The following is a 25518-nucleotide window of genomic DNA, read 5'->3' on the forward strand; positions in this document are numbered from 1 at the left end:
GTTATTAGTTACGTAATGGCTTTCCTTTTACAAGCATGTGCTGCATTCTTGCTTGTGATTTCATCTCACTTACTAAGCTAATAAATGCTTCACGTTCTACATCTAATAAATATTGCTCATCAACTTCTGTTCCGTACGGTACTTTTCCGCCCGCAATGACATATGCAAGTTTCTTCGCAATGTGAAGGTCATACTCTGAAATGTAACCAGATAAATGCATTGCTTCTGCACCAAGTGCAAGAGTTGCATATCCTGTTTCCCCAACAACTGGTATCTTTTTGCGGATTGGCGCTTTGTAACCAGCTTCATATAAAGCAAGTGCTTTCTGTTTCGCATCGTATAGTAAGTGATCACCATTCACACTAATACCATCTTTATCACCTAAGAAGTTATGAGAAACTGCTTCTTGTCCTGAAGTTGAAACTTTCGCCATTGCGACTGTTTCGAACACTTTATTTGCAACTTTTTGCAGATCAAACTCTACACCGTTTGCCATTTTGTTTAAGTGTTTAATGTATAGCTCTTTATTACCGCCTCCGCCAGGGATTAAGCCAACACCAACTTCTACTAAGCCCATATACGTTTCACTAGAAGCTTGAATGCTCGCTGCTGGTAAGCAAACTTCTGTACCTCCGCCAAGCGTCATACCATATGGTGCTGCTACAACTGGCTTAGAAGAGTACTTAATTTTCGTCATTGCATCTTGGAAGTTTTTCACAACTAACTCAATTTCAAAGTAGTTGTCGTCTTGTGCTTCCATTAAGATCATTGCTAGGTTCGCACCAACGCAGAAGTTCTTCGATTGGTTACCGATAACAAGACCTTTATAATTCTTTTCTACTTCATCAACAGCGTAGTTAATCATTTGCGTAATATCCATACCGATTGCATTGCTCTTCGAATGGAACTCTAAGCAAAGGATGCCGTCGCCTAAATCAATTAAGCTCGCTCCGCTATTTTTCTTTAATACACCATTTTTCGCTTTTAATTGCTTAAGAGAAATTGCTTTTTTATTACGCTCGATTAGCTTATATTCGCCATTATCGTAATAGTAGCTATCGCCGTTATCATGTTTATAGAAAGTAGTGAAACCTTTCTCTAACATTTCTTTCACCCAAGTAGGAACAACTACGCCGTTTTCTTCCATCTTTTGAACAGATTTTTCAACGCCGATTGCATCCCACACTTCAAATGGCCCTTGCTCCCATCCAAAGCCCCACTTCATCGCTTGGTCAATTGCAACGATATCGTCAGCAATTTCTTTATGAAGTTTTGCAGAGTATAAAAGAGTTGGTGTAATGATGTTCCATAATAACTCTCCTGCACGGTCTTTTGCGTATACAAGCGCTTTCAATTTATTCGCTAATCCTTTTTCTTGTTTACTTAACTCTACGGATGCAGCTTTTAATTTTTTACGCGCTTCGTATTCCATCGTTTCAGGATTTAATTCTAAAATTTCTTTTCCTTGTTTTAAGAAGAAGCCTTGACCCGTTTTACTTCCAAGCCATTTTTTCTCCAGCATGTCATGCATGAAAGCTGGTACTTTAAATACATCACGCTCTTCTTCTTGCACATTTTCATATACGTTATTTGCAACGTGTACGAATGTATCTAAACCGACAACATCTAATGTGCGGAACGTTGCGCTCTTCGGACGACCAATAAGTGGGCCTGTTACAGAATCAACTTCCCCAATGCTATAGCCGCGTTTTACCATCTCTTGAAGAGTAACAAGTAAACCGTACGTACCGATGCGGTTTCCAATAAAGTTTGGTGTATCTTTTGCGATAACAACGCCTTTTCCAAGAACGTCTTCGCCAAATAGTTTCATGAAGCTTAATACTTGTGGATCTGTTTCTTTCGTCGGTATTACCTCTAGAAGTTTTAAATATCGTGGTGGGTTAAAAAAGTGTGTGCCTAAGAAGTGTTTCTGGAAGTCGTCTGAACGACCTTCTGCCATTTTTTCAACTGAAATACCTGACGTATTCGAGCTTACGATAGAACCCGGTTTACGAACCGCATCTACTTTTTCAAATAGTTTCTTTTTAATATCTAAGTTTTCAACTACTACTTCAATAATCCAATCTACATCAGCTAGACGCTCAAGGTCATCTTCTAAATTACCTGCTTCAATCAGTGCTAAATTTCCTTTCACTGTCAGAGGAGCTGGTTTTTGCTTTAATAGTTTTTGCACAGCCGTATTACTAAAACGATTTCTCACACTTTTATGTTCTAATGTAAGTCCCTTCGCTTCTTCTTCTTTCGTAAGCGCAGGTGGTACAATATCAAGTAATAATGTCGGAATACCAATATTAGCTAAGTGTGCCGCAATTCCCGAACCCATTACGCCTGAACCTAGAACAGCAGCCTTTTTAATTTGGAACATCCAATTCTCCCCCTATTCTTGAATGAATGCTCATTCAATTTTTCGACATAAGTCGCAATCAATGAGTGAGCCTCTACTAATAAATATATGATACTGTTTAAATTTTCGCAATATATTTATTGATAAAATTTTCTGAAATAAATATTTTTCTTTCATTTGGCTATGCTATACATGTGTATTTTCTTTGTTTAAATGCACTTTTCCTTTTTATAATCTGACGAAACTGGAGGAATATATATGGCAAAACTTAAGAAGAACCCTTCAAAGGCTGGAATTAGTGCAGCTAGTGTAACTGGAAACGCAGGTCCACATAATCACGGTGTTGAAAAAGGACGCCAAGGTAATAACCAACAATATAAAAAGCATAATATGGGCGAAAAATAACGCTATATTTTTGGGCAGAGAACGTGGCATAATGATTAATGGCTGCTTTTTCTGCCCAATTTATTTGTAACAAATGAGGGAATTATAATGAAACGAACAATAGTTATGATTGTAATGATTGCCACACTATTTACAGGGATGATTTTCTTCTCTTATGCACAAAGGCAACAAGCTGTAAGAGCTGATCAACCTAATATTACTGGGCAATATGGAGTTACAATCGATGCAGACACAGGTGAAGTTTTGTATGGAAAACGCGAAGACGAACGCTCTTATCCGGCTAGTATAGCCAAAATGATGACAACCCTTCTTTTACTAGAGAATGTAAAAGAAGATGAAGAAATTACAGTTACAGAAAACGCAATTAAAACAGAAAGTCAAAGTAAGAAAATTAAACTTCGTGCTGGGGAAAAGTTAAAACGTGATGAAGCATTAAAACTGATGCTTATCATTAGTGCAGATCCAATAGCTGAATCCATCGCAGAACATATTGCAGGATCAAAAAATGAATTTGTGAAAATGATGAATGCTAGAGCGAAGGAACTCGGTACAAAGCATGCGACTTTCAAGAACGCAAGTGGTGCTGATGCACTTGGAAATAAAGTATCGCCATATGACATTGCTATTATTACGAAAGAAGCATTAAAGTATCCAGTTGTTTTAGAATATATGAATTCAACACGTACAACTCTACATACTTCAGAACGCTCTCCAAACATCGCAAACTACGGACGAGAAGAACTATATGACGATCCATATGCGATTGGAAGTAAAAGCGGTCTATCAGCACTTGGCAAATATACAGTCGTAACAGTGGATGAAAAAGACGGTAAACGCGTCATTAACGTCGTATTATCTTCTACTCGCGCGCAACTATATCCTGATACGAAGAAAATGGCACATTATGCATTTCAGCAATTAAAATAACCAAGGAGTATTTTCTCCTTGGTTATTTTTTAACCATACCTTTTAATACGAACGCAACGTTTGCTGGACGCTCTGCTAGACGGCGCATGAAATATCCATACCAATCGTTTCCATAAGGTACGTAAACACGCATTTTGTAACCTTCTTTTACTAGCTCAAGTTGACGCTCATTACGAATACCATATAACATTTGGAATTCAAATTGATCCCTTGGAATATTATGTTCTTCAGCAAGTTTTTTTGTATATTCAATAATTGCTTCGTCATGTGAAGCAATTGCAGTATAATTTCCATTTAATAAGTGCATTTTAATAATCTTTTTATAATTGTCATCTACATCTTTCTTGTCCGGGAACGCCACTTCTTCAGGTTCTTTATAAGCTCCTTTTACAAGACGTAAATTAGGTTTATAAGCATTTAAATCCTCAATATCTTTTTCTGTACGATATAGGTAAGCTTGAATAACAGTACCAATATTATCGTACTCAGATTTTAATTGTTTAAAGATATCAATTGTTTTACCGCAGCGTGTATAATCTTCCATATCAATTGTAACGAACACACCATTTTCTTTTGCAGCTTCTAAAATACGGCGCATATTGTTCATTACGATTTCATCAGAGATATCTAATCCCATAGAAGTCATCTTTAAAGAAAGCTGCGAATCAAGACCTTCTCTTCCAATTGCACGGATCGCTTCAATCGATTGGTTAGCCATTTCATTTGCTTCCGCTTCATTATCAACGAATTCACCTAAATAATCGATTGTTACACAAAGACCTTGCTTATTTAATTGTTGAATGGCAGCTGTCGCTAATTCAATCGTCTCCCCTGCGACGAAGCGACCTGCACCAAAGCGTAAACCGTACTTTTTAGCCAGTTTTGTTAGCGCTTTATTTTTAGATAAGAAAAGAAACGAATTTCGCATTAATTGTTCCATGTAATTCACCCCTATGACTGTAATTTATCTGTTTTTTACCCCTCTTCAAAATTATATCATTGTTTAAAATTATTGGATACAAATAATTATTTAGATAATTTATAAAATACTATAAAAACATTTAAAAACCTATATTTCTGCTTATAAATATACCCGAAATATTTTTCGACATTTAGAAAAATGGAGTTTAATAGGCATAAAATAGGCATGTCGAAAATATTCGACATGCCTATAAAATCCTTTATATTCCATGTAAATTATATAAGGATATTAATACAGAAAACTTGCGATTATATTTACCTCAAGTTTTTTTATTGCTCATTTCGCTTCTCTTCATTCAGCCTTTTAATATCTGTAATTAACTGTACCATCTCTTCTTTCGCATCTGGATAAGTTTCATTCCAATGCTTTACTAAAGCTGGCATCGTCTTAGCTATGTAAGAATACAGTGCCCACTTCTGTACCTGTTCTTTTCTCTCTTCATTGCTCTCTCCAAGTAACAGCTCAGTATATTTCTCCAGTAAACCATCAAACTGCTCGTTAAACTTTTCACTCATTTTATTTACCTCCTATATGAAAAAAGCAGCGAAGATCGCTGCTTTTTCTTATAATTTTGATCGAACAGAGTTTAATTTTTTCTCCATTGTGCTTACTTTATCACGACGATCATCAATACGAATAGTTGTTGCAACACGCTGTGCACCTTTCGTATATGGAACTTCATGCATTTGTTGTATTACTTCTAGAATGACAGGAAGATCTCCTTCAATAATTGTATTCATCGGTGTTAATTGATACTTCACGCGATCCGCATTTTTCTCTAGCACCTTTTGTACTTCTGCTACATATTCACTAACACTTGGATTACCTGTTCCTACTGGAATAATCGATACATCAACAATTGCCATAGTAGTCTTCCTCCTATAATCGTTTCTTATATATCCATTGTCTATTTTACCGAAATCCTCATCATTTTACTAATATGTTACTCTTCCACTTTAAACTGCTCGACTAATCTTTCTAAATCTCTCATATGTTCTGTCAAACTTTCCATCGTGTGAGCTACCTTTTCTAAATGATTCACCTGTGATTCCGTTGCAGCATGTACCTCTTCAGAAACAGCTGCACTTTCTTGACTCGTACCAGCAATTGTATGCATTACCGCTGTAATTTCCCCTTGCTCATAACCTATGTTATGTACCTCTTCTACAATTTTTTCAACTGAAGTACTAATCGTATTTACAACTGACATAATTGTACGGAACTCCATTTCCGCCTCTGACGTCACTTTATTTTGCACATCTGCAATGTCTTTCAATTTACTTACAACTTCTACAACCCTTTTTACTTCTAATTGTACATCACCAATCATCATTGTGATTTCTCCGGTTGCCTCTTTTGATTGTTCCGCTAATTTCCGAACCTCTTCAGCAACAACCGCAAATCCCTTACCTTGCTCACCTGCACGGGCAGCTTCAATCGATGCATTTAAAGCAAGTAAATTTGTTTGATCCGAAATGCCTTTTATAAGCTCAACAACATTTTGAATCGATCCAACTCTTTGTTCTAACTTATCCGATGCTTCTTCTGTATGAACAACAATCGAAGATGATTGTCCCCTCGTACGGATTAAATTCCTCATTGTATTTAATCCTTGCTTAGATGCCTCTTCCGCTTTGCCAGCCACTCCTTTTATTTCACCAACGGAGCTATTCATTTGTTCTACTGACTCCGCCATATTCTCGAGCTGAGCTGAAACTTCATCCACACTATTCGCAAGAGTAGAAGCTCCTCCGCTCACATCATCCATCGCTCCTGAAACTTCTCTACTAGCCGCTACTGTTTCGTTCGTTAAATAATGTAAACTATTCGTTGATTGTTGCACCGTTGATACGCTGTTTTTAATTTTACTTACCATTTCATTCATTTGTTCAACCATATCATTAAAGTGCTTAGTCAACTCTCCAACTTCATCTTTACTTGTCACTTTCATTCGCAGCGTTAAATCGCCTTCTGCTACTTTTTGCACGTGATTCTTTAATAGTTGCAGTGGTCTTGCTAATCTTCTTGAGAACAAGTAGGAAGCTACGATTCCAACTAATAAACTAATACATGCCATTATAATAACTGTATTTCTCGTACTATTTAATAGCCCATCGATCGTTTCTTTCGGATAAAAGATTCCTATCGTCCATTTCATCGTATCAAATGATTGACTGTAAACAACTACATCTTCACCTTTTATTGTAGTGACCGCATATTTTGTTCCCTCTTTATTTAAGCTCTTTATAAGTGGTTCTTTAGAAACATCTTTTCCTATCTTTTCTGGATAAACAAGAGCCATATTTTTATCATTTATAATAAACATTTCTCCGTCATTATTGTATTGAATATTGTGAAGCAACTTCTGAATCGTCCCAAGCGATACATCCATCGCAACAACGCCTAATACAGACCCATCTTGAGCTGTAATTGCTTTAGAAACACCTACACTTAACTTTCCTGTTGCAATTTCATAAGAAGGTTGTCCCCAATGGACCTTTTTTACATCAGCCTCTGAATCTTTATACCATGGTCTTGTCGTTGGATCATATCCTTCTGGCACTTGCCCACCTTCAGCAAGATTGGCACTTAATGTTTTTTTATCTTTCGTACCAATATATAAATCTAAAATACCAGGATGATTCTTTTTATACTCCGCAAACTCTTTCGTTAAAAACGCTTCCTCTTCTGGAGTAACCCCACCTTGAAGTATATTACGAATCATCTCACTGTTCGCGTAATACCCCATATCTTCATCCGTTCTTTGAACAAATGTCGTAAGTTGCTCTGTCACAAGATCCATCGCATTTTGAGAATACTCGTCTAAGGAGCGCACTTCCTTTTCTTTCTGTAATTGATACACAGCTGTACCCAATATTACGAACATCATAGAAATAAGTACTGAAAACACTACCGCAATTTTTAAACGTAAACTTCTTAACATTTTCCCCAAAGCATCCCCTTCGTATTAAATTAAAATCTTATTAATCATTATATTAAGTATAATAGATAAAATTAAAAAATTGAAATTAATTCTCACCTTAATACAATTAGAAAACGGACTACCACTTGTGCAAAAACAAATAGTTCATTATCCTTAAAATATAATCTCATTCGTTCGGAGGGAACTATGTTACAAAAATTCGGTTTCTCACAATATGAAAGCCAAGCTTATGAAGTTGTCGTATCAAGCAATGAACCATTAGATGCTACAACAATTGTGAAGCATTCAGGTGTTCCAAAAGCAAAAATATATGAAGTACTAGCACGCCTAATCGATAAAGGAATGGTAATGGATTCTGTTTCAGAAAAGAAAAAATTGTATACAGCATTACCACTAAAACTAGCAATTGAAAAATTAACGACAGAATTCCAATCAAATATTAAAGAACTGGAAACAAATATATCAAAAAAATCATTTACAGATGACCGTGTGTGGAGCTTAAAAATGCAATCTTCTATTCGAGTTCAAAGTAAAGAACTCATTGAAAGTGCACAAGAATCAATCCGTATTTCAGCTTGGAATGATACTCTTTTAGAATATCTCCCTTTACTAGAACAAAAAGCAAAACAAGGTGTTCAAATTGAATCCCTTATTGTTGGAGAAGTAGAAACAGACTTAGAAAACATGCATTTTCTAATCCCAGCTGAAGAACCTAATGCATTAGAGCGCTACTTGCTACTTATCGTTGACGATCGTGAAATTTTATTTGCTGGCGTAGAACAAGAGTCATGGCAAGCGATGAAAACAATGTCACAACCTTTCGTAAAGTTCTTTACAGAATTTTTCTATCACGACGTTGCACTTGCAAAGATCACCCAGAAGCACCACGATCTCTTTATGGAAGATGATGAAATTAAGAGTTTGTTGATGAAGTTGAGATACTAATTAAATAATAAAAAGGAGTCTAATTTTTCACTTAGACTCCTTTTTATTTTGTTCCTTTATCTCCATCAACAGCTCAATGATTTTCTCATTTTGCTCCACTTGTTTCTCTGAATTTTGATAGATGCAACGAATCCAGCCTAATACAAAAACAGCTACAACTATCGGTAATAGTGTAAGTATTATACCGAATATCGAGAAATTAAACACCATTTTCCCATCACCTCGCTATATACCAATTCTCCATATTCTTACTAAAACCTGCAATTTTTTACAAATAAAAAAAGAACCTATCAAACGATAGATTCTTCTTTTACGAACTGAGTAGAGCGTCCTCTCGTAATCGAGAAAATCGCGCAAAGCAGTGCTAATATAATAAAGCCACCGCCTACCCAAGCATTATATATAACAGATGATTTTTCAATAACAACTCCGCCTACTGTTGAACCAAGTGCAATTCCTAAATGAAGCGCAGAGTTATTTAAACCTTGCTGAATACCAGCTGATTCCGGTGCAATTTCAATTAAATAATTTTGCTGTGCTGGTGAAATCGCCCAGCTCAGCATACTCCAAAGTCCCATCATAATGATGAAGAGCGGGAATGAGAATGTCATTAATGGCAGTATGAAGATTGCACACGCAAATACGATAATGATAGAAATAATACTTTTCTTCGATCCCCATTTATCAGCAAGCCAGCCACCGAATCCGCCGCCGATTACTGCTGCGATTCCGAAAATAAAGTAAAACACACTTATCCAGTTTGCTTCAACATTCATAACATCTTTTAAAAATGGTGTTAAATATGCATACAATGTTAAATGCCCCGTTAAAAACAAAAATGATGTTAACTGTGCACTTACAATTTTTTTATCTTTTAAAGTAGCAAGTTGTTCTTTTATTGATAATACCGATGTCGGTGGTACCTTCGTTAAGAACAATGAAATACAAGCTATTGCCATAACTGTTAACACAGAAATTAATACAAATGGTGCACGCCATCCGTATGCATTTCCGAGTACAAGACCGAGCGGTACTCCAAGTACAAGTGATCCACTAATTCCCATAAAAATGATTCCAATTGCACGCGCACGAAAATGCGGTTCTACTACACTAGACGCAAGTGTTACAGATAGTGCAATAATTAATGAACCACTCGCCGCACAAATAACCCTTGAGAACATTAGCATTCCGTAATTCACACTAAACGCGGAAATAATATTTCCGATTAAGAAAATCGATAATGCTCCAACATACAATGTTTTTCTTTCAAACTTCCCTGTCACAGCTAATAAAACTGGACCTGACAAAGCAAATACTACCGAAAATATTGTTATAAGCTGACCAGCTGCGCTAATAGATACTCCTAAATCATTGGCAACTAAATCGAGCGTTCCTCCTATAATTAACTCAACCGTTCCGACTACGAAAGCCGCGATAGCTAAAATATAAACACGAAAATTCAAGTCTTTCCCCACGCTTTCTATTTTGGTTACTACGACTATAGTAACCAAAATAGAAAGTGGACGCAAGTATAATTTTTTATAATAAAAAACTTCCCTCTTATGATATATCTCCAACATTTAAATAAAGATCCTTATCTGAAAAATTATCACTACTTCTATCCAATTTGTAATCAAACTAAGAAATATTAATAAAAAACAACATTCATTATTAAATTTATATATATAAATTTAATTTATAATAAACTTGATTAAATTTCCTATTATTTACAAACAAATTGTACCAAATAAGATTTTTCTTTACTAGACTTGTATTAAAATTACAGAAAAATTATTATTTTCTTGTAGAGTAAATACTATACTTTACAAACACACAATAGTTTGGAATATCAAAAAACTTAGGGGGAAAAGAAATGAAAAAATTAACTGCACTAACTTTGACAGCAAGTATTTTAGCTTCAGCTGGGCTTGTGCCTACATCATCTTTCGCAGCAAGTAACGAACTTCCGTATTTAAATGAGATTAAGAAATTGCAGCCAGACGTAAGTACAGAAGAGTTAATTTCAGATATTATTGAAGTTGCAAAAAATACGGGCAATACAAAAGAAGCTTTAGCAGAACAAATTTATAAAGAATTAAAAGCAAATCATGAACAAGGAGAACGAGAAGCTACTCAACGAAATAATAAAGATACTACTAATGTTCAATATGGTGCTAGCGGCGGAAATGTAAAAGTAGGAAATTCTAATATGGGCGACTTTTATTATACTGGATCTACAACTGCTTATATGAATCACGGACATGTCGGTATGTACTATAGTAAAGACTTGATTGTTGAATCTGTACCAGACAAAGGTGTGCGCACAATTGCTACTAATAAACGCTTAGTTGATAAAGGTGATGCAGTTGTCAAATCTGTAAATACTTCTTGGCAAAATAAAAATGACGCAGCTTGGTGGGCGAAAGATCGTGTAGGAAAGGATGACTATTCTTATAATTTCGCAAACAATAGAAATACTAGCCATTATGGCGCGAAGAATTGTTCTAAATTGATATGGTCTGCTTATAAATTACATGGTGGTTTAGATTTAGATAAAGATGGTGGAGCAGGTGTATATCCTCGAGATGTTAGAGATGCGCAAAAAACATCATTAATTCGTAATATATAATTTTAAAACTGAAAGTGAAACAATTTATTTGTTTCACTTTTTGGTTATTTGAGGAGCAGAAGTGAAAATGAAAAATCACCGGAAAATAATTCTATTTTTTACGATTATTATAACGATTGCAGTATTAGCTTACTATTTATGTATAAAAGATAAGAATGCAAACTTAATATCAGATAAAGAAATACAAAATAAAAATTTTTTAGATGATAAAAAGGCTGTGCTTTACTTCTCATCCACTGCCGATCAAGATTTAGATGGTAAAGGCATTAGTTATGCCATATTTATAAATAAACAAGGCGTTGCTAGCGGATATAAAATGGGTGGTCTAGAGCTCGGCGGTATTGGTGTATCTGACGATAAAAAACAAGTTCTATTAGAGAGTAAAAATACTATAACATTTCTAGGAGAAAATCCTACTACTCATAAAATAAAATACCAACATACCGGTGATTTTAATGGATATTTAGCAAACCAAAAGATATTTGTTACTATTTACAATTCAGGAATGGACAAAGAGAACGGGAACTATAATTCAAATGTTTTATTCGGAAATGAAAAAGTTATTCATAAAAGTAATATCCCTCATTTCATTATTAGCTCTGGATTAGATGGGGAAAATATTTTAGTAGCCACTCAAGAATTAGTTACTAATAAATACGAATTGAAAAAATTAACGTTTAATGATGCAACAATGAATATAGAGAATATTACAGCGCTTAATATAAATGGAAAAGAGGACCATGCTAATCTTTCACCTATTTTAGTAGATTCAGAGAATTACTACATGGTTATGAGTACAATTGATAAGGATGATCCGCTAAAAGGGGAAACATTCTTGTTACGTACTAATAAAGCCACTTTAGAACAAAATACAATATTTATGTATAAAGAAGAAAACTCAACTGCAACCAGCCCATTTTCATTAGATAATTCCGCATATATATATAACAACGAATTATATTTTTTAAACGGTCTTGGTGATATATATACATATAACCCTAAAAATAATACGATGAGCCATAAATTCACCATAGATTACCATGTTAAAGATGGTGTTAGATATAATGAACAAACTTATTTCGAAAACGACTCATTATATGTTCTACGTTATGATGCAAAGCGCAATAATAAATACTATATAGAAAGATACAACTTAACAAACGGAAGAAAAGTATCCGAACAAGAAATACAAGGTATAGAATCTATACTCGCCACTGTGAAAGGCGGAAAGAAAGTTTATGCTTATGACTTTAAAATGTTACTACCCAAAACAGATAATTAACTATACTTAATTACCTGTTTCTAGGTTATAGAATAGGGTAATGTAATTCCCCATAATTCTAATTTTATACTTTCAAATTTTTTCATATAAAAAACAGGCGTATGATACGCCTGTTTTCTAATTATTAAACAGCAGTTTTATTCTTCTTATTTAAATACCAATATACCGGCAGTCCCGTAAAGACAATTCCAATTGATAAGAAACAACTTAGTGGATCGTTAATAATCGCACTACCGATTACAAAGAGTGAGCCCAAAATCGCAACGATTGGGACGATTGGGAATAACGGTACACTGTATGCACGCTCTTTATTTTTATTACGTTTTCTTAAAATGAAGACACCGATAAACGTCATTACGTAGAAAATATAAATAATGAATACGGAAATCTCAGATAGCTTATTTGGATCACTAATAATCATTAAAATAATTCCTAAAATGATTTCAACAGTAATCGCATTTGCTGGTGTTTTAAATCTTGGACTTTCCTTTGCAATAAACTTAGCAAATGGAAGTTGTCCACGTTCTGCCATCGACATCGGGATACGTGGGAATGTTAAAATCTTTCCATTTAAACAACCGAAAATAGAAACGATAATACCGATACTAATAATTTTCCCGCCATATTCTCCAAGTAGCATTCCTGCAGCTGTCGCTGTTGCATTTTCTCCAAGTTCTACAATTTGCGTTGCTGGTAATACATTCAATAACGCCAAATTAATTAATACGTAAGCAGCTGTTACAATTAAAATCCCAACTGTCATTGCTTTCGGTAATAGCTTTGTTGGATTCTTCATTTCTCCACCAATTGACGCAAGTAGAATCCAGCCGTCATAAGCAAATAATGTTGCTAAGATCGCCATCCCGATACTTTGATTTTCTGATATCGGCACAACTACGTTAAAGATATCGCTATTCCCTTTCCAAAAACCTAACACAACAATTAATACGATTGGAATCATCTTCCCGATTGTCGTGATCGTTTGGACGATACCTCCGTATTTTGTTCCCATACTATTTACAACGCCAAGGAACACAACTGTTCCAATTGCGATTGGTAAATTCCATACTTTATCTAAATAGAAAAAATTAATCATTAAAGAACTAAAGTATAACCCTAACGTTCCAATAATAGCTGGCCCATACACAATTGTTTGCATCCAGCCTGATAAATACCCCCAAAAACTTCCATAAATCTCCTCTAAATACGTATACAACCCACCATTTTTCGGGATTTGCGCTCCAATTTCGGCTACTGTTAAACCACTTGCTAACGTTAACAGACCACCAATTATCCAAGCAAGAATCGCCATATTAGAACTCCCCGAGTAATCTAATACGCTGCCTGGTTTCATAAACACACCAGACCCAATAATCGTTCCTACTACGATAGAAAGTGCTACCGTTAAACCAATTTTGTTCTTCTCATCATGATGCATGCTGCGTATCCTGGTTTAAAATTCTTATAAAAATCTATAAATTGTTGGCGAACCAAGTCAAATGCCAACTACCGAAAAGGAATCTCACCTTTTTCCTGTCCGTAAGGGTTGTGACCTTTTCATCCACCTATTGTGAAAGAATGACGGCAGGTTCCTGTTAGGAACGATCTGTCCTTGCATACTACCATTCATCCAAGTCAGTAGTATGCAAGAGGTTATAAGAAATAAACCAGTACCCCCCTTCTCATTTAAATTTTAAATACGAATTGTTGATTGCTCATATAAACAGTTTTATGAAGAATGCTCCACAATTTCCAATTGTGATATTCTTTCCACGTTTGAATTGTTTGTAACCATTTTTTATATACTTTTTGCGTATTCTTTTTACTTTCTTCCATGGAAGCAACAAGAATACGCAGTTTTGTTGTAATTTGGTTTTTTAATAATAATATAATCTCTTGTGGTACTTGTTCTTGCAATTCTAATCCACGTCTTGCGATCGCGAATGCGGCTGCTTCATGAAAGCTAATACCGAAATTTTTACTGTATTTTAATTTTCCAATCACACTTGTATAAGCGGGGTTTACTGTTTTAACAGAAAATCCGTTACGAAGAGACATACGAATTAAACTGTTCAACATCTTTTTATACGTAAATTGATGGAAATTACGATTACTGTATTTATCAGTATCATGAGATTGTTGAAACTTTAAATCTTCTAAAACAATTCCACCTACATTGTTTTCCAATAACCATGTTTTAATTTGTTGTACGATTTGTCCAATTATCGTTGCGCGTTTGTTTGTTGAAAACGCATTCAGATTGTGTAGATAAAAAATTTTTGAACCTTTAAAATTACCTTGTTTTGTACATAAACTAACTGCAATACGGTCCGGATTTACATCAATTCCTGCAATTACATCTGATTGTGGTGTTTCCTTGAAATCTAGTACACGACCTATTTCTGTTTCATCAAACGTAATATTCACATAAAATTCATTTTGTTTACGAATGATTTCTACACTATATTTTTGATGCTCTATAATCGGTTTTCCTTTTGGATTTACACCGATTTGCTTTCCCATAACGACATTTGTGATTTGATGATAAAAATGATATGGAATGATAATCGGAACTTTGATTCGTGGGCTTTTTGTTTTTCCATTTGTTCGTCCTAATGGATTTGCAATTTCTAACCATCCTTGCCCACAATCATCAACTGTAATGCGCATGTTCAAATTCCCTTTTTTGCTTTTATCTCCGCGAGAATATAATTGTCGTGTCCGCAAATCTTTCCATTCTTGATTGGATATCTTATCTTTCATTCTTTCATAGAAATTTTTCCGCCCACCAAAAATAATAGGAGGTAATGTTTTATTTTTAATATGTTTTGCATACGTTTCAATTTTTTGTTCTAATTTTTGTTTTCGTTTTCTTAATCCAATTAGACAAGTTTCTAATGCAACTTGTTTAGGTCTTTTTTTGCCGCGTTCATAATCATCTATTTTTTGTAACGTCTTTTCTAACTTTTTTTGATTGTTTTCTAGGTAAACAGGAAGAAGTTCTTTTTGAGAGAAAAGGATCGTTTGCGCTTGTAAAATTGCATCTTCACAAAAACGTTTATTTAACAAATATTTAGGTTGTAGTTTTTTTATCAATTCTTTCTCGTTTTCGCCCTCAATCAAACGATTAAAACTATATCGTTTTGCACTTTCGAACGTACGGATCAAAGTAATTAAATCTTCCGTTTGTTCTTTTGTAATAGAATTGATTTTACAAGTACGTGTTGTTTTCATCCTTTTCCCCCCTTTTCATCACCTGAAAATATTATAGGTTGAATTCTGTAAAATATAAAACCTGTAATTGTAAATTTTTATAGTTTTTTATAGATTCTTATTTACTGTTATTACCTCCTTCCAATTCTAGTGTGATGCAAAAATGAAATAAAAAAACACTCCTCCCTAAAAAAGGGACGAGTGTTGTATTCGTGGTTCCACCCTTGTTTCAATTCGTAAAGTAACACACTTCACCAATTTCTCAAGTCTAAATAACGGTTTTTGCCGGCAAGCAATTACTAGATGCTCGTTCACTGCTGCAGTTCAGAGGTGGTAATCCATTTTTCCGTATTAGGAAGCTCACAGCCAAAGGCTTCCCTCTCTGAAAATCGTAAAAAATTGATCGTGTCCTCATCATCACTTCTTGATGTCGAATTTTGTAGTTATTGTTCATTATATTGAATTGTTAGAAAAAATCAATATATTTTTTATATAACATAGGAAATATTTCTCTTCTTATATTATAACAGAAGATACAAAACTTCCCTATTTCCCTAAAAATGGTATAATCCGTTTAGGAGGTGCACCAATAATGATTGCTGTCTTTTGTATCATTGCTACGTTTCTCTCTATTCTATTCGCTATCATGCATCGCCACAAGTATCCTGGTTATAGCATTTTAGCGGTAGCTATTATACCAGCTGTTTCCTTCTACGTATTGGGTAAATATCAATATACGGAAGTGTTTATCGGTTTTGCAATCTTCTACTGCATCTTCGGATACATACTAACAATGAAAAGAATTTTATTGAATCATTAAAAGGGACCGATTTCTGCTGACAGAAATCGGTCCTCGCACGTACCTTCCGGTTGCCCACACGAAAGATACATAAATCAATTATTTATCTTCTTTTTTCATAAAAAACTTATGGTGCGGTAAATCAACATTCAATGCCTCTAATTGTTTCTTTTCGTTGTCTAAAATCGCTTTTGCTTTTGTTTTTGTTGCTTCATCTAATCCAGCAAAGATGTCTTCATGCTTCTCTTTCTCTGGAAGTTTCACACCTAATTTTGTTAATTCTTCTTTTGCTTGCTCATGCGTTAATTTTCCGGATTTCTTTTGCTCTAAAATTGACTTCGCTTTCTCTTTTGTCTGTTCATCTAAGTTAGCAAACATGTCTCCATGTTTACCTTTCTCCGGCATTTTCACGCCTAGCTTTGTTAATTCCTCTTTTGCTTGCTCATGCGTTAATTTTCCAGATTTCTCTTGCTCTAAAATGGACTTCGCTTTTTCTTTCGCCTGTTCATCTAATCCCGCAAACATTTCTTTGTGCTTACCCTTTTCTGGGAACTTCACGCCTAATTTTGTTAATTCTTCTTTTGCCTGTTCTCGTGTTAATTTACCAGACTTCTCTTGCTCTAAAATGGACTTCGCTTTTTCTTTCGCCTGTTCATCTAATCCTGCAAACATGTCTTTACGCTTCTCTTTCTCTGGAAGCTTTACACCTAGTTCCTCTAACTGTTTCTTTGTATCGTCCATAATTGTTTTTACTTTTTGTTTTGTAGCGTCATCCAAATCCTTTTTCGCCGTTTTTGCAGGCTGATCCACTGCTGGAGTATTCGTTGCCGCGAATGCCGGAATGCCGACTCCTCCAATGATTCCGAATGATAAAGCACCTGCAATCGCTAAATAACCAACTGTTTTCTTCTTCATAGGAAATTTCCTCCTTCATATTTCTAATGCATGTACACTTTCGTATACAATGCCTATAGTAATGTCGGTTTCTTAACATTTCCTTAACGATTTAACAAAAAAACACCGCTCGTAATGAGCGGTGTTTCTCTATGCTTTTTGTAATTGTAACTCTTCACGTTCCATTATTTTTCTTAATACAATTGTTTGTGTCATTGTAAATAAGTTACCTGTTATCCAGTACAACACAAGTCCTGATGGCGCCGCAAACCCCATAAATAGAATCATTGCCGGCATCATAATTTGCTGCATCTTTAGCATCTGTACTTGTTCTCCAGGTGTAATATTCGATTGGAAAACTTTCATCTGAATAAATGTCGTTAACGCTGCAATAATCGGTAATATATGATATGGATCTGCATGTCCTAGGTTCACCCATAAAAACGAAGATGTGCGAATCTCTTCAGTTCTGCTAATCGCATAATACAAAGCAGAGAAAATCGGCATTTGTATTAATAATGGCCAGCAACCAGCAAGTGGATTCCAACCGCCTGATTTCATTAGTTCTGACATTTCTTTTTGATACTGCTTTTGTTTTTCAAGGTCTTTGCTTACATCACCGTACTTTTTCTTTAGCTTCTGCAATTCAGGTTGCATTTTCTTCATTTTCGCTTGGCTGCGATATTGCGAAACAGCTAATGGAATCATTGCTGAACGAATAACGAGCGTCATAATAATGATAGCAATCCCAAAGCTAGCTCCAGGTATATGATGAGCAACAAATTGAATCATAAACGAGATTGGATATACAAAATAATGATCCCAAATTCCCGTACTATGTGCATCAATTGGGGCTGCATTACTGCAACCAGATAAAACAAAAACAAATAATAATGATAAACTAACGAGCACAGCTCGGTATGATTTTAACATGTTCATTCCTCCAATGTTTCGTAATTATTTAGCGAAACATTGGCGTATACGGACCGACCTCGTCATTCTCTTCACTTGATTCTTGTCTACGTACAGAACGAATCATTCCATATTTATAAAAAATAGAAAATAGCGGTACATTTCCCGCACTATCTTCACATGTATCAACTAACGCAAAAGCTCTTTGTCTACCGCTTGATGCTTGTTGACGCACAAAGCGAGAAACATTAGCAAGGAAGAAAACTTCTAATAAACAAAGTGCCGTCGTTACAAACGATATATATAGAATTGCATCCTGCAATAAAAATTCCATCGCTTCACATCCTTAATAAGGTCATTTTAGCACATCGGGCAAATATTCTCTATTTCCTTTTATTTTCAAAAAAAGTATTTTGCATATTTTCTCAAGAAAACAATAATTAAGAAACGTTGTATTCGCTTTCTTTAGCATATTCACACACATCAATGAATAGGCTTGATTTATTAGAAATTTATAAAATTTTTGCATTATAATAAAACTATTGCCAGTTTTTGAAAAAACCTTTATTCTCTTCTTGTAATCAAAAATGAATATGGAGATGAAACATACTATGGGTCAACTAGGAGACGCCGATTACGTTCCCGACACCGCCTTTTTATCCTTCCCAGCAGCTAAAACATTTCACTTAGAATTTATGATACAGTTGGTTGTTATTTTTATAGCTTCTATTTTGTATGCAATTTCTATGAATATGTTTTTTATCCCGCATAATATGATTAGCGGTGGATTCGCTGGTGTAGGGATGATTATCGGTTATTTAATGCACTACAATATCGGTGCACTTATCTTTTTACTAAACATTCCTCTTCTTATTTTAAGTCACTTTTACTTAGGCAAGAAGACAACCTTTTTAACAGCTTACTTTGTAGCTGTATCATCGTTAGCGATGAACATTATCCCGGTACACCAAGTTTCAGACGATATTTTACTTTCTTCTGTATTCGGTGGTGTCATCTGCGGAGCAGCTTCAGGAATTATATTCCGATTTGCTTCTTCAACAGGTGGTTTTGATGTTGTTGGATTGATTGTAGCGAAATATCGAGATGTTTCAATTGGAGCAATCATATTTGTATTCAACTTAATCTTACTTGTAGCAGCAGGTTTTATTTTCGGATGGGATATTACACTTTATACGTTAATTAGTCGATTTGTAGTCAGCAAAGTTATCGACGCTGTGCATACGAAACATATTAAATTAACGATAATGACTATTACAGAAAAAGGCGAGGAAATAAAAAGCGCACTACTACATCACGGCATACGCGGGGTGACAATGGTAGACGCTGTCGGCGGCTATACAAACCATAAGAAAAAAATGATTTACACTGTCGTGACTCGCTATGAGTTAGGCGAAATGAAACGTATTATCCGTCAAGTGGATAACAAAGCATTTATGAACATTACTGAAACAGTTGAAATTGTCGGCCGTTTCAAACGCATATAAAAAGGTTAATAAATTAAAGGGCATAACATATTAGTCATATATAATATGTTATGCCCTTTGTTATTCAACTAACGTACCTTTTAGCATAATAAAATCACTAAGTTTATTACTACAAATCGGAGGATAGCATTCCATATACAATACTATCTGTCCATTCATCTTTATTCCAAAAATCTTGTATGAAATGGGCTTCCTTTCTCATACCTATTCGTTCACACAATTTTTGTGAAGCTGTATTACGTGCATCAAGATTAGCCTGTATACGATGTACATTACATTCATTAAATAATTTCAATACCAAACTACTTACTGCTTCTGTCGCCAAACCTCTCCCAGCTACTTCATTTGAAAAACTATAACCAATCTCAACAGTGTCTTTCATATTTGTGTACCATACGGATAAATCACCAACTACTTTAGTTTTGTATATAACTGCCAAACTTAATATTGTTTCTTTAGTAAGTACATTATTTGCTAACTTCTTATTAAATCTTTTCTGCATGTCTTCATGAGTCCACTTATTATGTAATAGGAACTTACATGTATCATCACTATTATAAATAGCAAATACATCCTGTAAATCAGTACTCTTAAAAGGTCTAATTATTAATCTTTCTGTTGTGAACTCCAAGTTAGCTCTCCTCCCTTACATTCATGCTATAAAACATTTTTTATAGTATTTAAGCCTCATTCTTAGATCTCACCTTGATTACATATTTCATCATAATAAATTAAAATCCTTCTTCCACTAAACTGCACCGTTAATGGTATTTCCTTGCGCTTTTTATTTTTTACACTTATTACAAAATCAGATAATTCTATTATTATGTCCCTAAATGTGTTATAATGAAAGCAGACTCACAAAAAAAGAGTATATAGACTTGGAAGTTTCTCTTATTTTACAAGCAAAAAGAAACGAGCAGTCGGGTATATTTCAGACACCATACACGTAACGGTTTAAACAACCGATCATCTTAGTTACTCTTCAATGATCTTTTTATAAAAAGATACGTACAATTAAAACTCACTTCAATATACTATACCTACCTTTTTGACTTCCAAATCATCTTATTACATAGGGAGATGAACATATGAATCAATATATACGATATACAATAGCTGTCCTGTTTGCTATTATCGGCGGAACAATCTGCTTCTGGACAAACACTCAGCTTGGAGAGAATATCATCTTTAATGGAATCGAAACACTTGTAAGCGCTTCAATTTTAGGCGGATACATTTACTTCCTCTTCAATCCAGAAGAAAACGCTCAAAAAACAATGTTATTAACAATGATCGGAATCGTTGGTGGATGTATTTCCTACTCAATGACAAACTATACATTACCACTTCAATTAAGCTCAGCTTTCTTCCACGGTCTATGGACTTGGTTCATTGCATTCTGCCTAGCAGACGTATTCAACCTTTTACAAGACAATGAAGAAGATAGCGGTCGCCAAATTGAAAGTAACTCTTAAGCTGGAAGATACTCTTCCAGCTTTTTCATGTTGGTTTGCATATCCCCGCATCACGATAAAAAGAAGTTACCCTCACGGCAACTTCTTTTCCACATACCCCACTTCGTATTCACTAAAATATATCAACGATTTTTCAAATATATCGATTGTTTCTCCACTTATATCAACGATTCGACGTAGGATATCGATTTACCGACATCCTTCGACACTCAAAACGCACAACATACCCTATCCCCCAAGCAACTTACTGCCGAACTCTACGATTAAAAAGATAATTAATAGGATCGCGAGTATCTTTAATGCTACATATGCCACTTTAAAAACAACATAAATGAGCAAGACTATCAAAATAATTGATAAGATTTCCATATTTACTTCCTCCAAGCTTTGCTCTTCTTATCTCATTTTACTCGCCCTAGGCTGTTTATGGAACGGCATAAGATGACATATAAAAAAGAGGATACCTCACCCATCGTAAGATACCCTCTCTTTCAGCTGCTCAAACCATTCTCTTTCTACTTGTAAATATCCCATCTCACTCTTCTCGGCGCTCTTTAATTCTTGATCGGCTTTCTTCATATAAGTACGGGACGCTTCCATATTACCCTCTACATATCTAATAATTCCTTGTGTACGGTAATATCCACTTAGGTCCATTTTTGTAATAGCCTTTGCATGTTCCTTTGCTTCTTGCAAAGAAAGACTATCCATCTGATAAAGGGCTTTATATAAAAGGTACCAACTATGAAAACTACTAACGAAAAACTTATTTTCTTTCGTTACAGGTAGTTGAACAATTCGTTCTATATACGGTATCGCTCTTTCCATTCCCTCTTGATCTGCACGAGCAAAAAAGACGAGCATAAGTCTACTCATTATCTCTCTTATCCCTTTATTCTCTTTTATTTTCTCCTCACTCAATTCTACTAACCTTTCATCCCAATCTTTCGGTCTTTTATAACTAAATAACTCACTCGATATTTGAATCTCATATAAGTGATTTCTAGCTCTTTCATCATCTTTAATTAAAATAAGAAATTGCATCCCATCACTCATAAGCATTCCTTTTATCGGCACAATTGTAACCGCAAAGATTGCAAAATGGAAAAAGGAAAAATATAAAAGATATTGATAATAACTCACCATATATATGTAACCGGAAGTAATACCAAATAGTAAACTCGTAATCGGTCCACCTAAAGTGAGCCACGCCCACTTTTTCGAAAGATTCGGTGTCTCTATAGAAGGTGGTACTAGTGTTGCAACGCCTCCAAAATACGCCCACAATTTATTTTCTCGAATGCGTAATTTTCCTTTTTCTTTTTGAATAGTAATGGGTCCTACTGTCATAAATTTAAATGTCAAACCACCTATTACACCAAATACTACATGTCCTAGCTCATGAATGGCTAACACTAACAATGAAATTCCAACTATTGCCCATAAGTTCAAAATTACTTCTAATTTCCCAGTTCGGATTACTCCGTATAAAATGGACAGAATTAGCGCCACTGTCATTGAGCCAGCTGGCCTTCTTAAAATATCCACCTTTTTCTCCCCTTAATAAATCATTTTTCTTTGCATTTCGTACATGAACTTCCCGAGATGCAATATCCAAATAAATGAGATTAAGCCAATTAATACAAAATCGATATCACTAGCAGCTGTATATATAACGGCAGCCCACCATACATATGCCAATATTGTATTCGTAAATTCATACGCTTTATATCCAGCCTCATGCACAATGTGCTTTAATCCTTCATCTGCGTTTTTCGTCCACATTTTCATAGATTCCATATACGTTACACCTTGTTCAGGATATAGCTTATTATAACGATTTTTTGTTATAAGTCCGATAATTACTACAGTAGTTAAACAAACAATAGAAGCCACTAAATTCCACACCGCAAATGAAACATTTGTATCCTGCAACAGTGCACGTCTACATGTAATAACTGCATATACAAACCATGCCTGCGTAACTATATCGCCTACACGTAAATATATACTTATAATGCCTAATTTTCTGCCTTGTACGCTCTCTTCTTCATCGCGTGCCTCTGCTAACATACGTGTATTCTTCCAAGTATAGTACATCATTAAGATTCCAAAAATAGTACATATACCTATAAATGTATTGGATGATAATTTTCTCGGTTCATCCGAGAGTAAATTTAAAGCTATATAAGACGTTAAAAAGCCGCCCATCATACTTAATGCTATTTTCCCCACAGAATCAAATTGTTTTTTTCGTTTACTCTTCATCGTCCTCTTCCCCCTCTACTAACGTAAATATTTCCTCCACCGGTACATTGAAAATTTGTGCGATTTTTAACGACAATACGATAGATGGTGCATAATCCCCGCGCTCAATTAAACTAATCGTTTGCCGTGATGATCCAATCGCTTTCCCTAAATCCCCTTGTGATAAACGATGCTTTGCTCGCAATTCCCTCACTCGATTTTGAAGCTTCATGTCTTCCCTCTTTTTCATTTATTTAATTAAAATTGTAAATAATATCCTTATTTTTGTCAATTATAATTGTCATTTTGACGTTAATAATTGACAAAAATAAAGATGTATTATGTTAGAAATAACCTATATAATGAATGTGAAATATTAAACAAAGGAAGTGACATATGAATAAAATATCTACTTTTTCCTATATTCTTACCAAGCTTACAGCGACTTTCTTGTTATTATTACTCATTAGCACGCTTCTCTTAACAACTAATCAGCAAACATTATATAGTTTCTTAGCTGGATTACGAGAACTACTATATGTTCCCTTCGTTCCTATTCTTGCGGCATATGCAATTTTTTGTTCTATTTGCATCGATAAATTGAAATTAAAAACACATACAAGACTGAAGACATTATGCCTTTATATTTTTTGCGGCTATTTATTTTCTCTTCCATTCCTAATATTTAAAGAAGCTAGTCTAATACAGTTCTTGTTTCTCGGATCAATTGGAGCAGTGTGTTCTCTTTTTTTCTACCTATGTACAGTTATAGCAACAAAATTTAAGTGGATACAATATGTCGTGCCAGGCATTATGCTTATTATATTTATCACAATCAACTTTATCGATTTAGAAAAGGTTGGAACATCAAAAGAACAATGGGTCGAAACAAAAACAGAAAACTCTTTCGAAGCATCTTTTCAACATTTTAGCGGTGAACATAAAGTCCCAATTGAGCTAAGACGAGGTGACATATTAGAATTCAGCATTGAATCACGAGCTGAAAATCCGGATGGCTACATGGGAGACGTAAAAATGGCTAGTGAGTTTCAAGAGAAAGAAAATTATTTAGCCCCAGCTGGCCCTAATACATATCATTTCGCGGCAATTAAGACAGGAACTTATTACATTATAGTTAGCGGAAATCAGCTAAAAGGAAAATTTAAAATAGATTGGAACATAAAATGAAACTTTAATCAGTCCTCACCAATCGGGCTTTTACCGGCAGCAGGGCCCCATCTAACTTCTTTTCTTCCGCTGAATTTTGAGGTGGGGTCTTACTGCCCGGCATATAGCGGGATAAAATAAAAAAGTCAGTGCTTTTGCACTGACTTCCTAAATTCTGACATAGAATGGATTTCATATTAACTTGCGTTTTGTAGTAATACTCGTTTTAACTGCTTACGGAAACGAATACCTAACGTAACCGCTACAATCACAATAACTCCAAAAATGATTTTACCGATATGACCTTCTAGCACTCCAAAGATATCATGTAAGTTTCCACCTAACCAGTAACCACCGATTAAGAAGAATGATACCCAAAATAGAGCACCTGAATAAATTGTAATGGCAAAACGACGGAATGGTAAATTAATAATTCCTGCAAAGTATCCTGTGAAATGACGTACACCAGGAATAAAGAAACCAATAAAAATTAAGAAGTACCCATACTTATCAAACCACATTCTCGTTAAGTCAATTTTTCTTTGCGTTAAAAATACGTATTTCCCATACTTTTGAATGAAAGGCATACCTAATTTATTTCCTAAAAAGTATTGAATCGTCATTCCTACACTTGTCCCAATAAAGGATAGAATAATTAAAATCGGTAAACTTAAATCACCCTTATGTGCTAAAAATCCCGCATATGCTAACGTTGGCTCTCCCGGAAACGGAAGTGCAATATATTCTAACAGCAAGCCGACAAGTACAACATAGTACCCGTATTGCTGAAATAATTCATGAATCCATTCCATGTCATCTCTCCT

27 protein-coding genes and 1 other annotated feature are annotated in these 25518 nt (G+C 34.9%); of the genes, 9 read left to right on the forward strand and 18 right to left on the reverse strand.

The window, feature by feature from the left end:
• Positions 1 to 4: 4 nt before the first annotated feature.
• On the reverse strand, positions 5 to 2386 hold the full coding sequence (locus ACX9TM_RS25370) for a 3-hydroxyacyl-CoA dehydrogenase/enoyl-CoA hydratase family protein (protein WP_000486377.1): 2382 nt from the start codon (positions 2384 to 2386) through the stop codon (positions 5 to 7).
• 237 nt (positions 2387 to 2623) lie between these two features.
• Here ACX9TM_RS25370 and ACX9TM_RS25375 point away from each other — a divergent pair, with 237 nt between their 5' ends.
• The gene (locus ACX9TM_RS25375; RefSeq protein WP_001096344.1) at positions 2624 to 2770 is read left to right on the forward strand and encodes a YuzL family protein; all 147 of its coding nucleotides are present in this window, start codon (positions 2624 to 2626) and stop codon (positions 2768 to 2770) included.
• 87 nt (positions 2771 to 2857) lie between these two features.
• Positions 2858 to 3697 (forward strand): D-alanyl-D-alanine carboxypeptidase family protein, encoded by an 840-nt coding sequence (locus ACX9TM_RS25380; protein WP_000831462.1) that lies wholly within the window; start codon positions 2858 to 2860, stop codon positions 3695 to 3697.
• A gap of 22 nt (positions 3698 to 3719) precedes the next feature.
• Here the strand turns inward: ACX9TM_RS25380 and ACX9TM_RS25385 are convergent, their stop codons facing one another.
• From ACX9TM_RS25385 to ACX9TM_RS25400, 4 genes are all read right to left on the reverse strand, one after another.
• Positions 3720 to 4637 carry a proline dehydrogenase family protein gene (locus ACX9TM_RS25385; RefSeq protein WP_000436783.1) on the reverse strand — a complete coding sequence of 306 codons (918 nt, stop codon included), beginning with the start codon at positions 4635 to 4637 and terminating at the stop codon, positions 3720 to 3722.
• Between the two features lie 311 nt (positions 4638 to 4948).
• Positions 4949 to 5194 (reverse strand): YusU family protein, encoded by a 246-nt coding sequence (locus tag ACX9TM_RS25390; protein ID WP_001290594.1) that lies wholly within the window; start codon positions 5192 to 5194, stop codon positions 4949 to 4951.
• A 48-nt stretch (positions 5195 to 5242) separates the two neighbouring features.
• The gene (locus tag ACX9TM_RS25395; RefSeq protein ID WP_001018860.1) at positions 5243 to 5545 is read right to left on the reverse strand and encodes an MTH1187 family thiamine-binding protein; all 303 of its coding nucleotides are present in this window, start codon (positions 5543 to 5545) and stop codon (positions 5243 to 5245) included.
• Between the two features lie 77 nt (positions 5546 to 5622).
• A complete protein-coding gene (locus ACX9TM_RS25400; protein ID WP_065381823.1) occupies positions 5623 to 7623 on the reverse strand; it encodes a methyl-accepting chemotaxis protein in 2001 nt (666 codons plus the stop codon).
• Positions 7624 to 7809: 186 nt separating this feature from the next.
• Here ACX9TM_RS25400 and ACX9TM_RS25405 point away from each other — a divergent pair, with 186 nt between their 5' ends.
• Positions 7810 to 8568 (forward strand): TrmB family transcriptional regulator, encoded by a 759-nt coding sequence (locus ACX9TM_RS25405; protein WP_016125651.1) that lies wholly within the window; start codon positions 7810 to 7812, stop codon positions 8566 to 8568.
• A gap of 27 nt (positions 8569 to 8595) precedes the next feature.
• Here ACX9TM_RS25405 and ACX9TM_RS25410 read toward each other — a convergent pair whose 3' ends face one another.
• Together ACX9TM_RS25410 and ACX9TM_RS25415 are read right to left on the reverse strand one after the other, a co-directional pair.
• The gene (locus tag ACX9TM_RS25410) at positions 8596 to 8778 is read right to left on the reverse strand and encodes a hypothetical protein (protein WP_017674523.1); all 183 of its coding nucleotides are present in this window, start codon (positions 8776 to 8778) and stop codon (positions 8596 to 8598) included.
• 80 nt (positions 8779 to 8858) lie between these two features.
• Entirely contained in the window at positions 8859 to 10043 is a 1185-nt protein-coding gene (locus ACX9TM_RS25415; protein WP_119684097.1) for an MFS transporter, read from the reverse strand.
• Positions 10044 to 10441: 398 nt separating this feature from the next.
• Here ACX9TM_RS25415 and ACX9TM_RS25420 point away from each other — a divergent pair, with 398 nt between their 5' ends.
• Both ACX9TM_RS25420 and ACX9TM_RS25425 read left to right on the forward strand, forming a co-directional pair.
• On the forward strand, positions 10442 to 11197 hold the full coding sequence (locus ACX9TM_RS25420) for a YiiX/YebB-like N1pC/P60 family cysteine hydrolase (protein ID WP_000736809.1): 756 nt from the start codon (positions 10442 to 10444) through the stop codon (positions 11195 to 11197).
• Positions 11198 to 11264: 67 nt separating this feature from the next.
• Positions 11265 to 12479: a hypothetical protein gene (locus tag ACX9TM_RS25425; protein WP_000788577.1), complete on the forward strand. Its 1215-nt coding sequence runs from the start codon at positions 11265 to 11267 to the stop codon at positions 12477 to 12479.
• Positions 12480 to 12603: 124 nt separating this feature from the next.
• Here ACX9TM_RS25425 and ACX9TM_RS25430 read toward each other — a convergent pair whose 3' ends face one another.
• Positions 12604 to 13917, reverse strand: a complete 1314-nt coding sequence (locus ACX9TM_RS25430; protein WP_000546301.1) for an APC family permease — start codon at positions 13915 to 13917, stop codon at positions 12604 to 12606.
• A gap of 248 nt (positions 13918 to 14165) precedes the next feature.
• Positions 14166 to 15713, reverse strand: a complete 1548-nt coding sequence (locus ACX9TM_RS25435) for an IS200/IS605 family accessory protein TnpB-related protein (RefSeq protein WP_065381818.1) — start codon at positions 15711 to 15713, stop codon at positions 14166 to 14168.
• Between the two features lie 169 nt (positions 15714 to 15882).
• Positions 15883 to 16119 (reverse strand) — a binding site (T-box leader).
• Positions 16120 to 16284: 165 nt separating this feature from the next.
• On the opposite strand from ACX9TM_RS25435, the gene ACX9TM_RS25440 reads away from it, so the two are divergent.
• Positions 16285 to 16512 carry a hypothetical protein gene (locus ACX9TM_RS25440; protein WP_000562231.1) on the forward strand — a complete coding sequence of 76 codons (228 nt, stop codon included), beginning with the start codon at positions 16285 to 16287 and terminating at the stop codon, positions 16510 to 16512.
• 78 nt (positions 16513 to 16590) lie between these two features.
• Here the strand turns inward: ACX9TM_RS25440 and ACX9TM_RS25445 are convergent, their stop codons facing one another.
• The 3 genes from ACX9TM_RS25445 to ACX9TM_RS25455 form a co-directional block, all read right to left on the reverse strand.
• The gene (locus ACX9TM_RS25445) at positions 16591 to 17406 is read right to left on the reverse strand and encodes a hypothetical protein (RefSeq protein ID WP_000730850.1); all 816 of its coding nucleotides are present in this window, start codon (positions 17404 to 17406) and stop codon (positions 16591 to 16593) included.
• Between the two features lie 129 nt (positions 17407 to 17535).
• Positions 17536 to 18318 carry a membrane protein insertase YidC gene (gene yidC / locus ACX9TM_RS25450; RefSeq protein WP_000920524.1) on the reverse strand — a complete coding sequence of 261 codons (783 nt, stop codon included), beginning with the start codon at positions 18316 to 18318 and terminating at the stop codon, positions 17536 to 17538.
• Positions 18319 to 18346: 28 nt separating this feature from the next.
• Positions 18347 to 18631, reverse strand: coding sequence for a hypothetical protein (locus ACX9TM_RS25455; protein ID WP_000394930.1), 285 nt, complete (start codon positions 18629 to 18631; stop codon positions 18347 to 18349).
• Positions 18632 to 18908: 277 nt separating this feature from the next.
• Between ACX9TM_RS25455 and ACX9TM_RS25460 the strand changes: the two genes are divergently transcribed.
• Positions 18909 to 19802: a YitT family protein gene (locus tag ACX9TM_RS25460; protein WP_000530044.1), complete on the forward strand. Its 894-nt coding sequence runs from the start codon at positions 18909 to 18911 to the stop codon at positions 19800 to 19802.
• A 109-nt stretch (positions 19803 to 19911) separates the two neighbouring features.
• Here ACX9TM_RS25460 and ACX9TM_RS25465 read toward each other — a convergent pair whose 3' ends face one another.
• Positions 19912 to 20433, reverse strand: coding sequence for a GNAT family N-acetyltransferase (locus ACX9TM_RS25465; RefSeq protein WP_000397307.1), 522 nt, complete (start codon positions 20431 to 20433; stop codon positions 19912 to 19914).
• 460 nt (positions 20434 to 20893) lie between these two features.
• Here ACX9TM_RS25465 and ACX9TM_RS25470 point away from each other — a divergent pair, with 460 nt between their 5' ends.
• The gene (locus ACX9TM_RS25470; RefSeq protein WP_001077773.1) at positions 20894 to 21280 is read left to right on the forward strand and encodes a DUF3938 domain-containing protein; all 387 of its coding nucleotides are present in this window, start codon (positions 20894 to 20896) and stop codon (positions 21278 to 21280) included.
• Between the two features lie 228 nt (positions 21281 to 21508).
• Here ACX9TM_RS25470 and ACX9TM_RS25475 read toward each other — a convergent pair whose 3' ends face one another.
• The 4 genes from ACX9TM_RS25475 to ACX9TM_RS25490 all read right to left on the reverse strand — a co-directional run bounded on the left by ACX9TM_RS25475 (position 21509) and on the right by ACX9TM_RS25490 (position 23759).
• Complete coding sequence (locus tag ACX9TM_RS25475; RefSeq protein ID WP_000404758.1) at positions 21509 to 21649, reverse strand: DUF3985 family protein; 141 nt, start codon at positions 21647 to 21649, stop codon at positions 21509 to 21511.
• Positions 21650 to 21745: 96 nt separating this feature from the next.
• Complete coding sequence (locus ACX9TM_RS25480) at positions 21746 to 22798, reverse strand: zinc metalloprotease (RefSeq protein WP_002182986.1); 1053 nt, start codon at positions 22796 to 22798, stop codon at positions 21746 to 21748.
• 42 nt (positions 22799 to 22840) lie between these two features.
• Positions 22841 to 23548, reverse strand: coding sequence for a DUF3169 family protein (locus ACX9TM_RS25485; protein ID WP_000837717.1), 708 nt, complete (start codon positions 23546 to 23548; stop codon positions 22841 to 22843).
• Positions 23538 to 23759 (reverse strand): helix-turn-helix transcriptional regulator, encoded by a 222-nt coding sequence (locus ACX9TM_RS25490; RefSeq protein WP_000776168.1) that lies wholly within the window; start codon positions 23757 to 23759, stop codon positions 23538 to 23540. Before ACX9TM_RS25490 ends, ACX9TM_RS25485 begins: the two co-directional genes overlap by 11 nt.
• 164 nt (positions 23760 to 23923) lie before the next feature.
• Here ACX9TM_RS25490 and ACX9TM_RS25495 point away from each other — a divergent pair, with 164 nt between their 5' ends.
• Positions 23924 to 24715, forward strand: coding sequence for a hypothetical protein (locus ACX9TM_RS25495; RefSeq protein WP_060634752.1), 792 nt, complete (start codon positions 23924 to 23926; stop codon positions 24713 to 24715).
• Between the two features lie 176 nt (positions 24716 to 24891).
• Here the strand turns inward: ACX9TM_RS25495 and ACX9TM_RS25500 are convergent, their stop codons facing one another.
• Entirely contained in the window at positions 24892 to 25506 is a 615-nt protein-coding gene (locus ACX9TM_RS25500) for a DedA family protein (protein WP_000454754.1), read from the reverse strand.
• Positions 25507 to 25518 lie beyond the last annotated feature (12 nt).

The organism is Bacillus sp. LH1 (assembly GCF_057924895.1).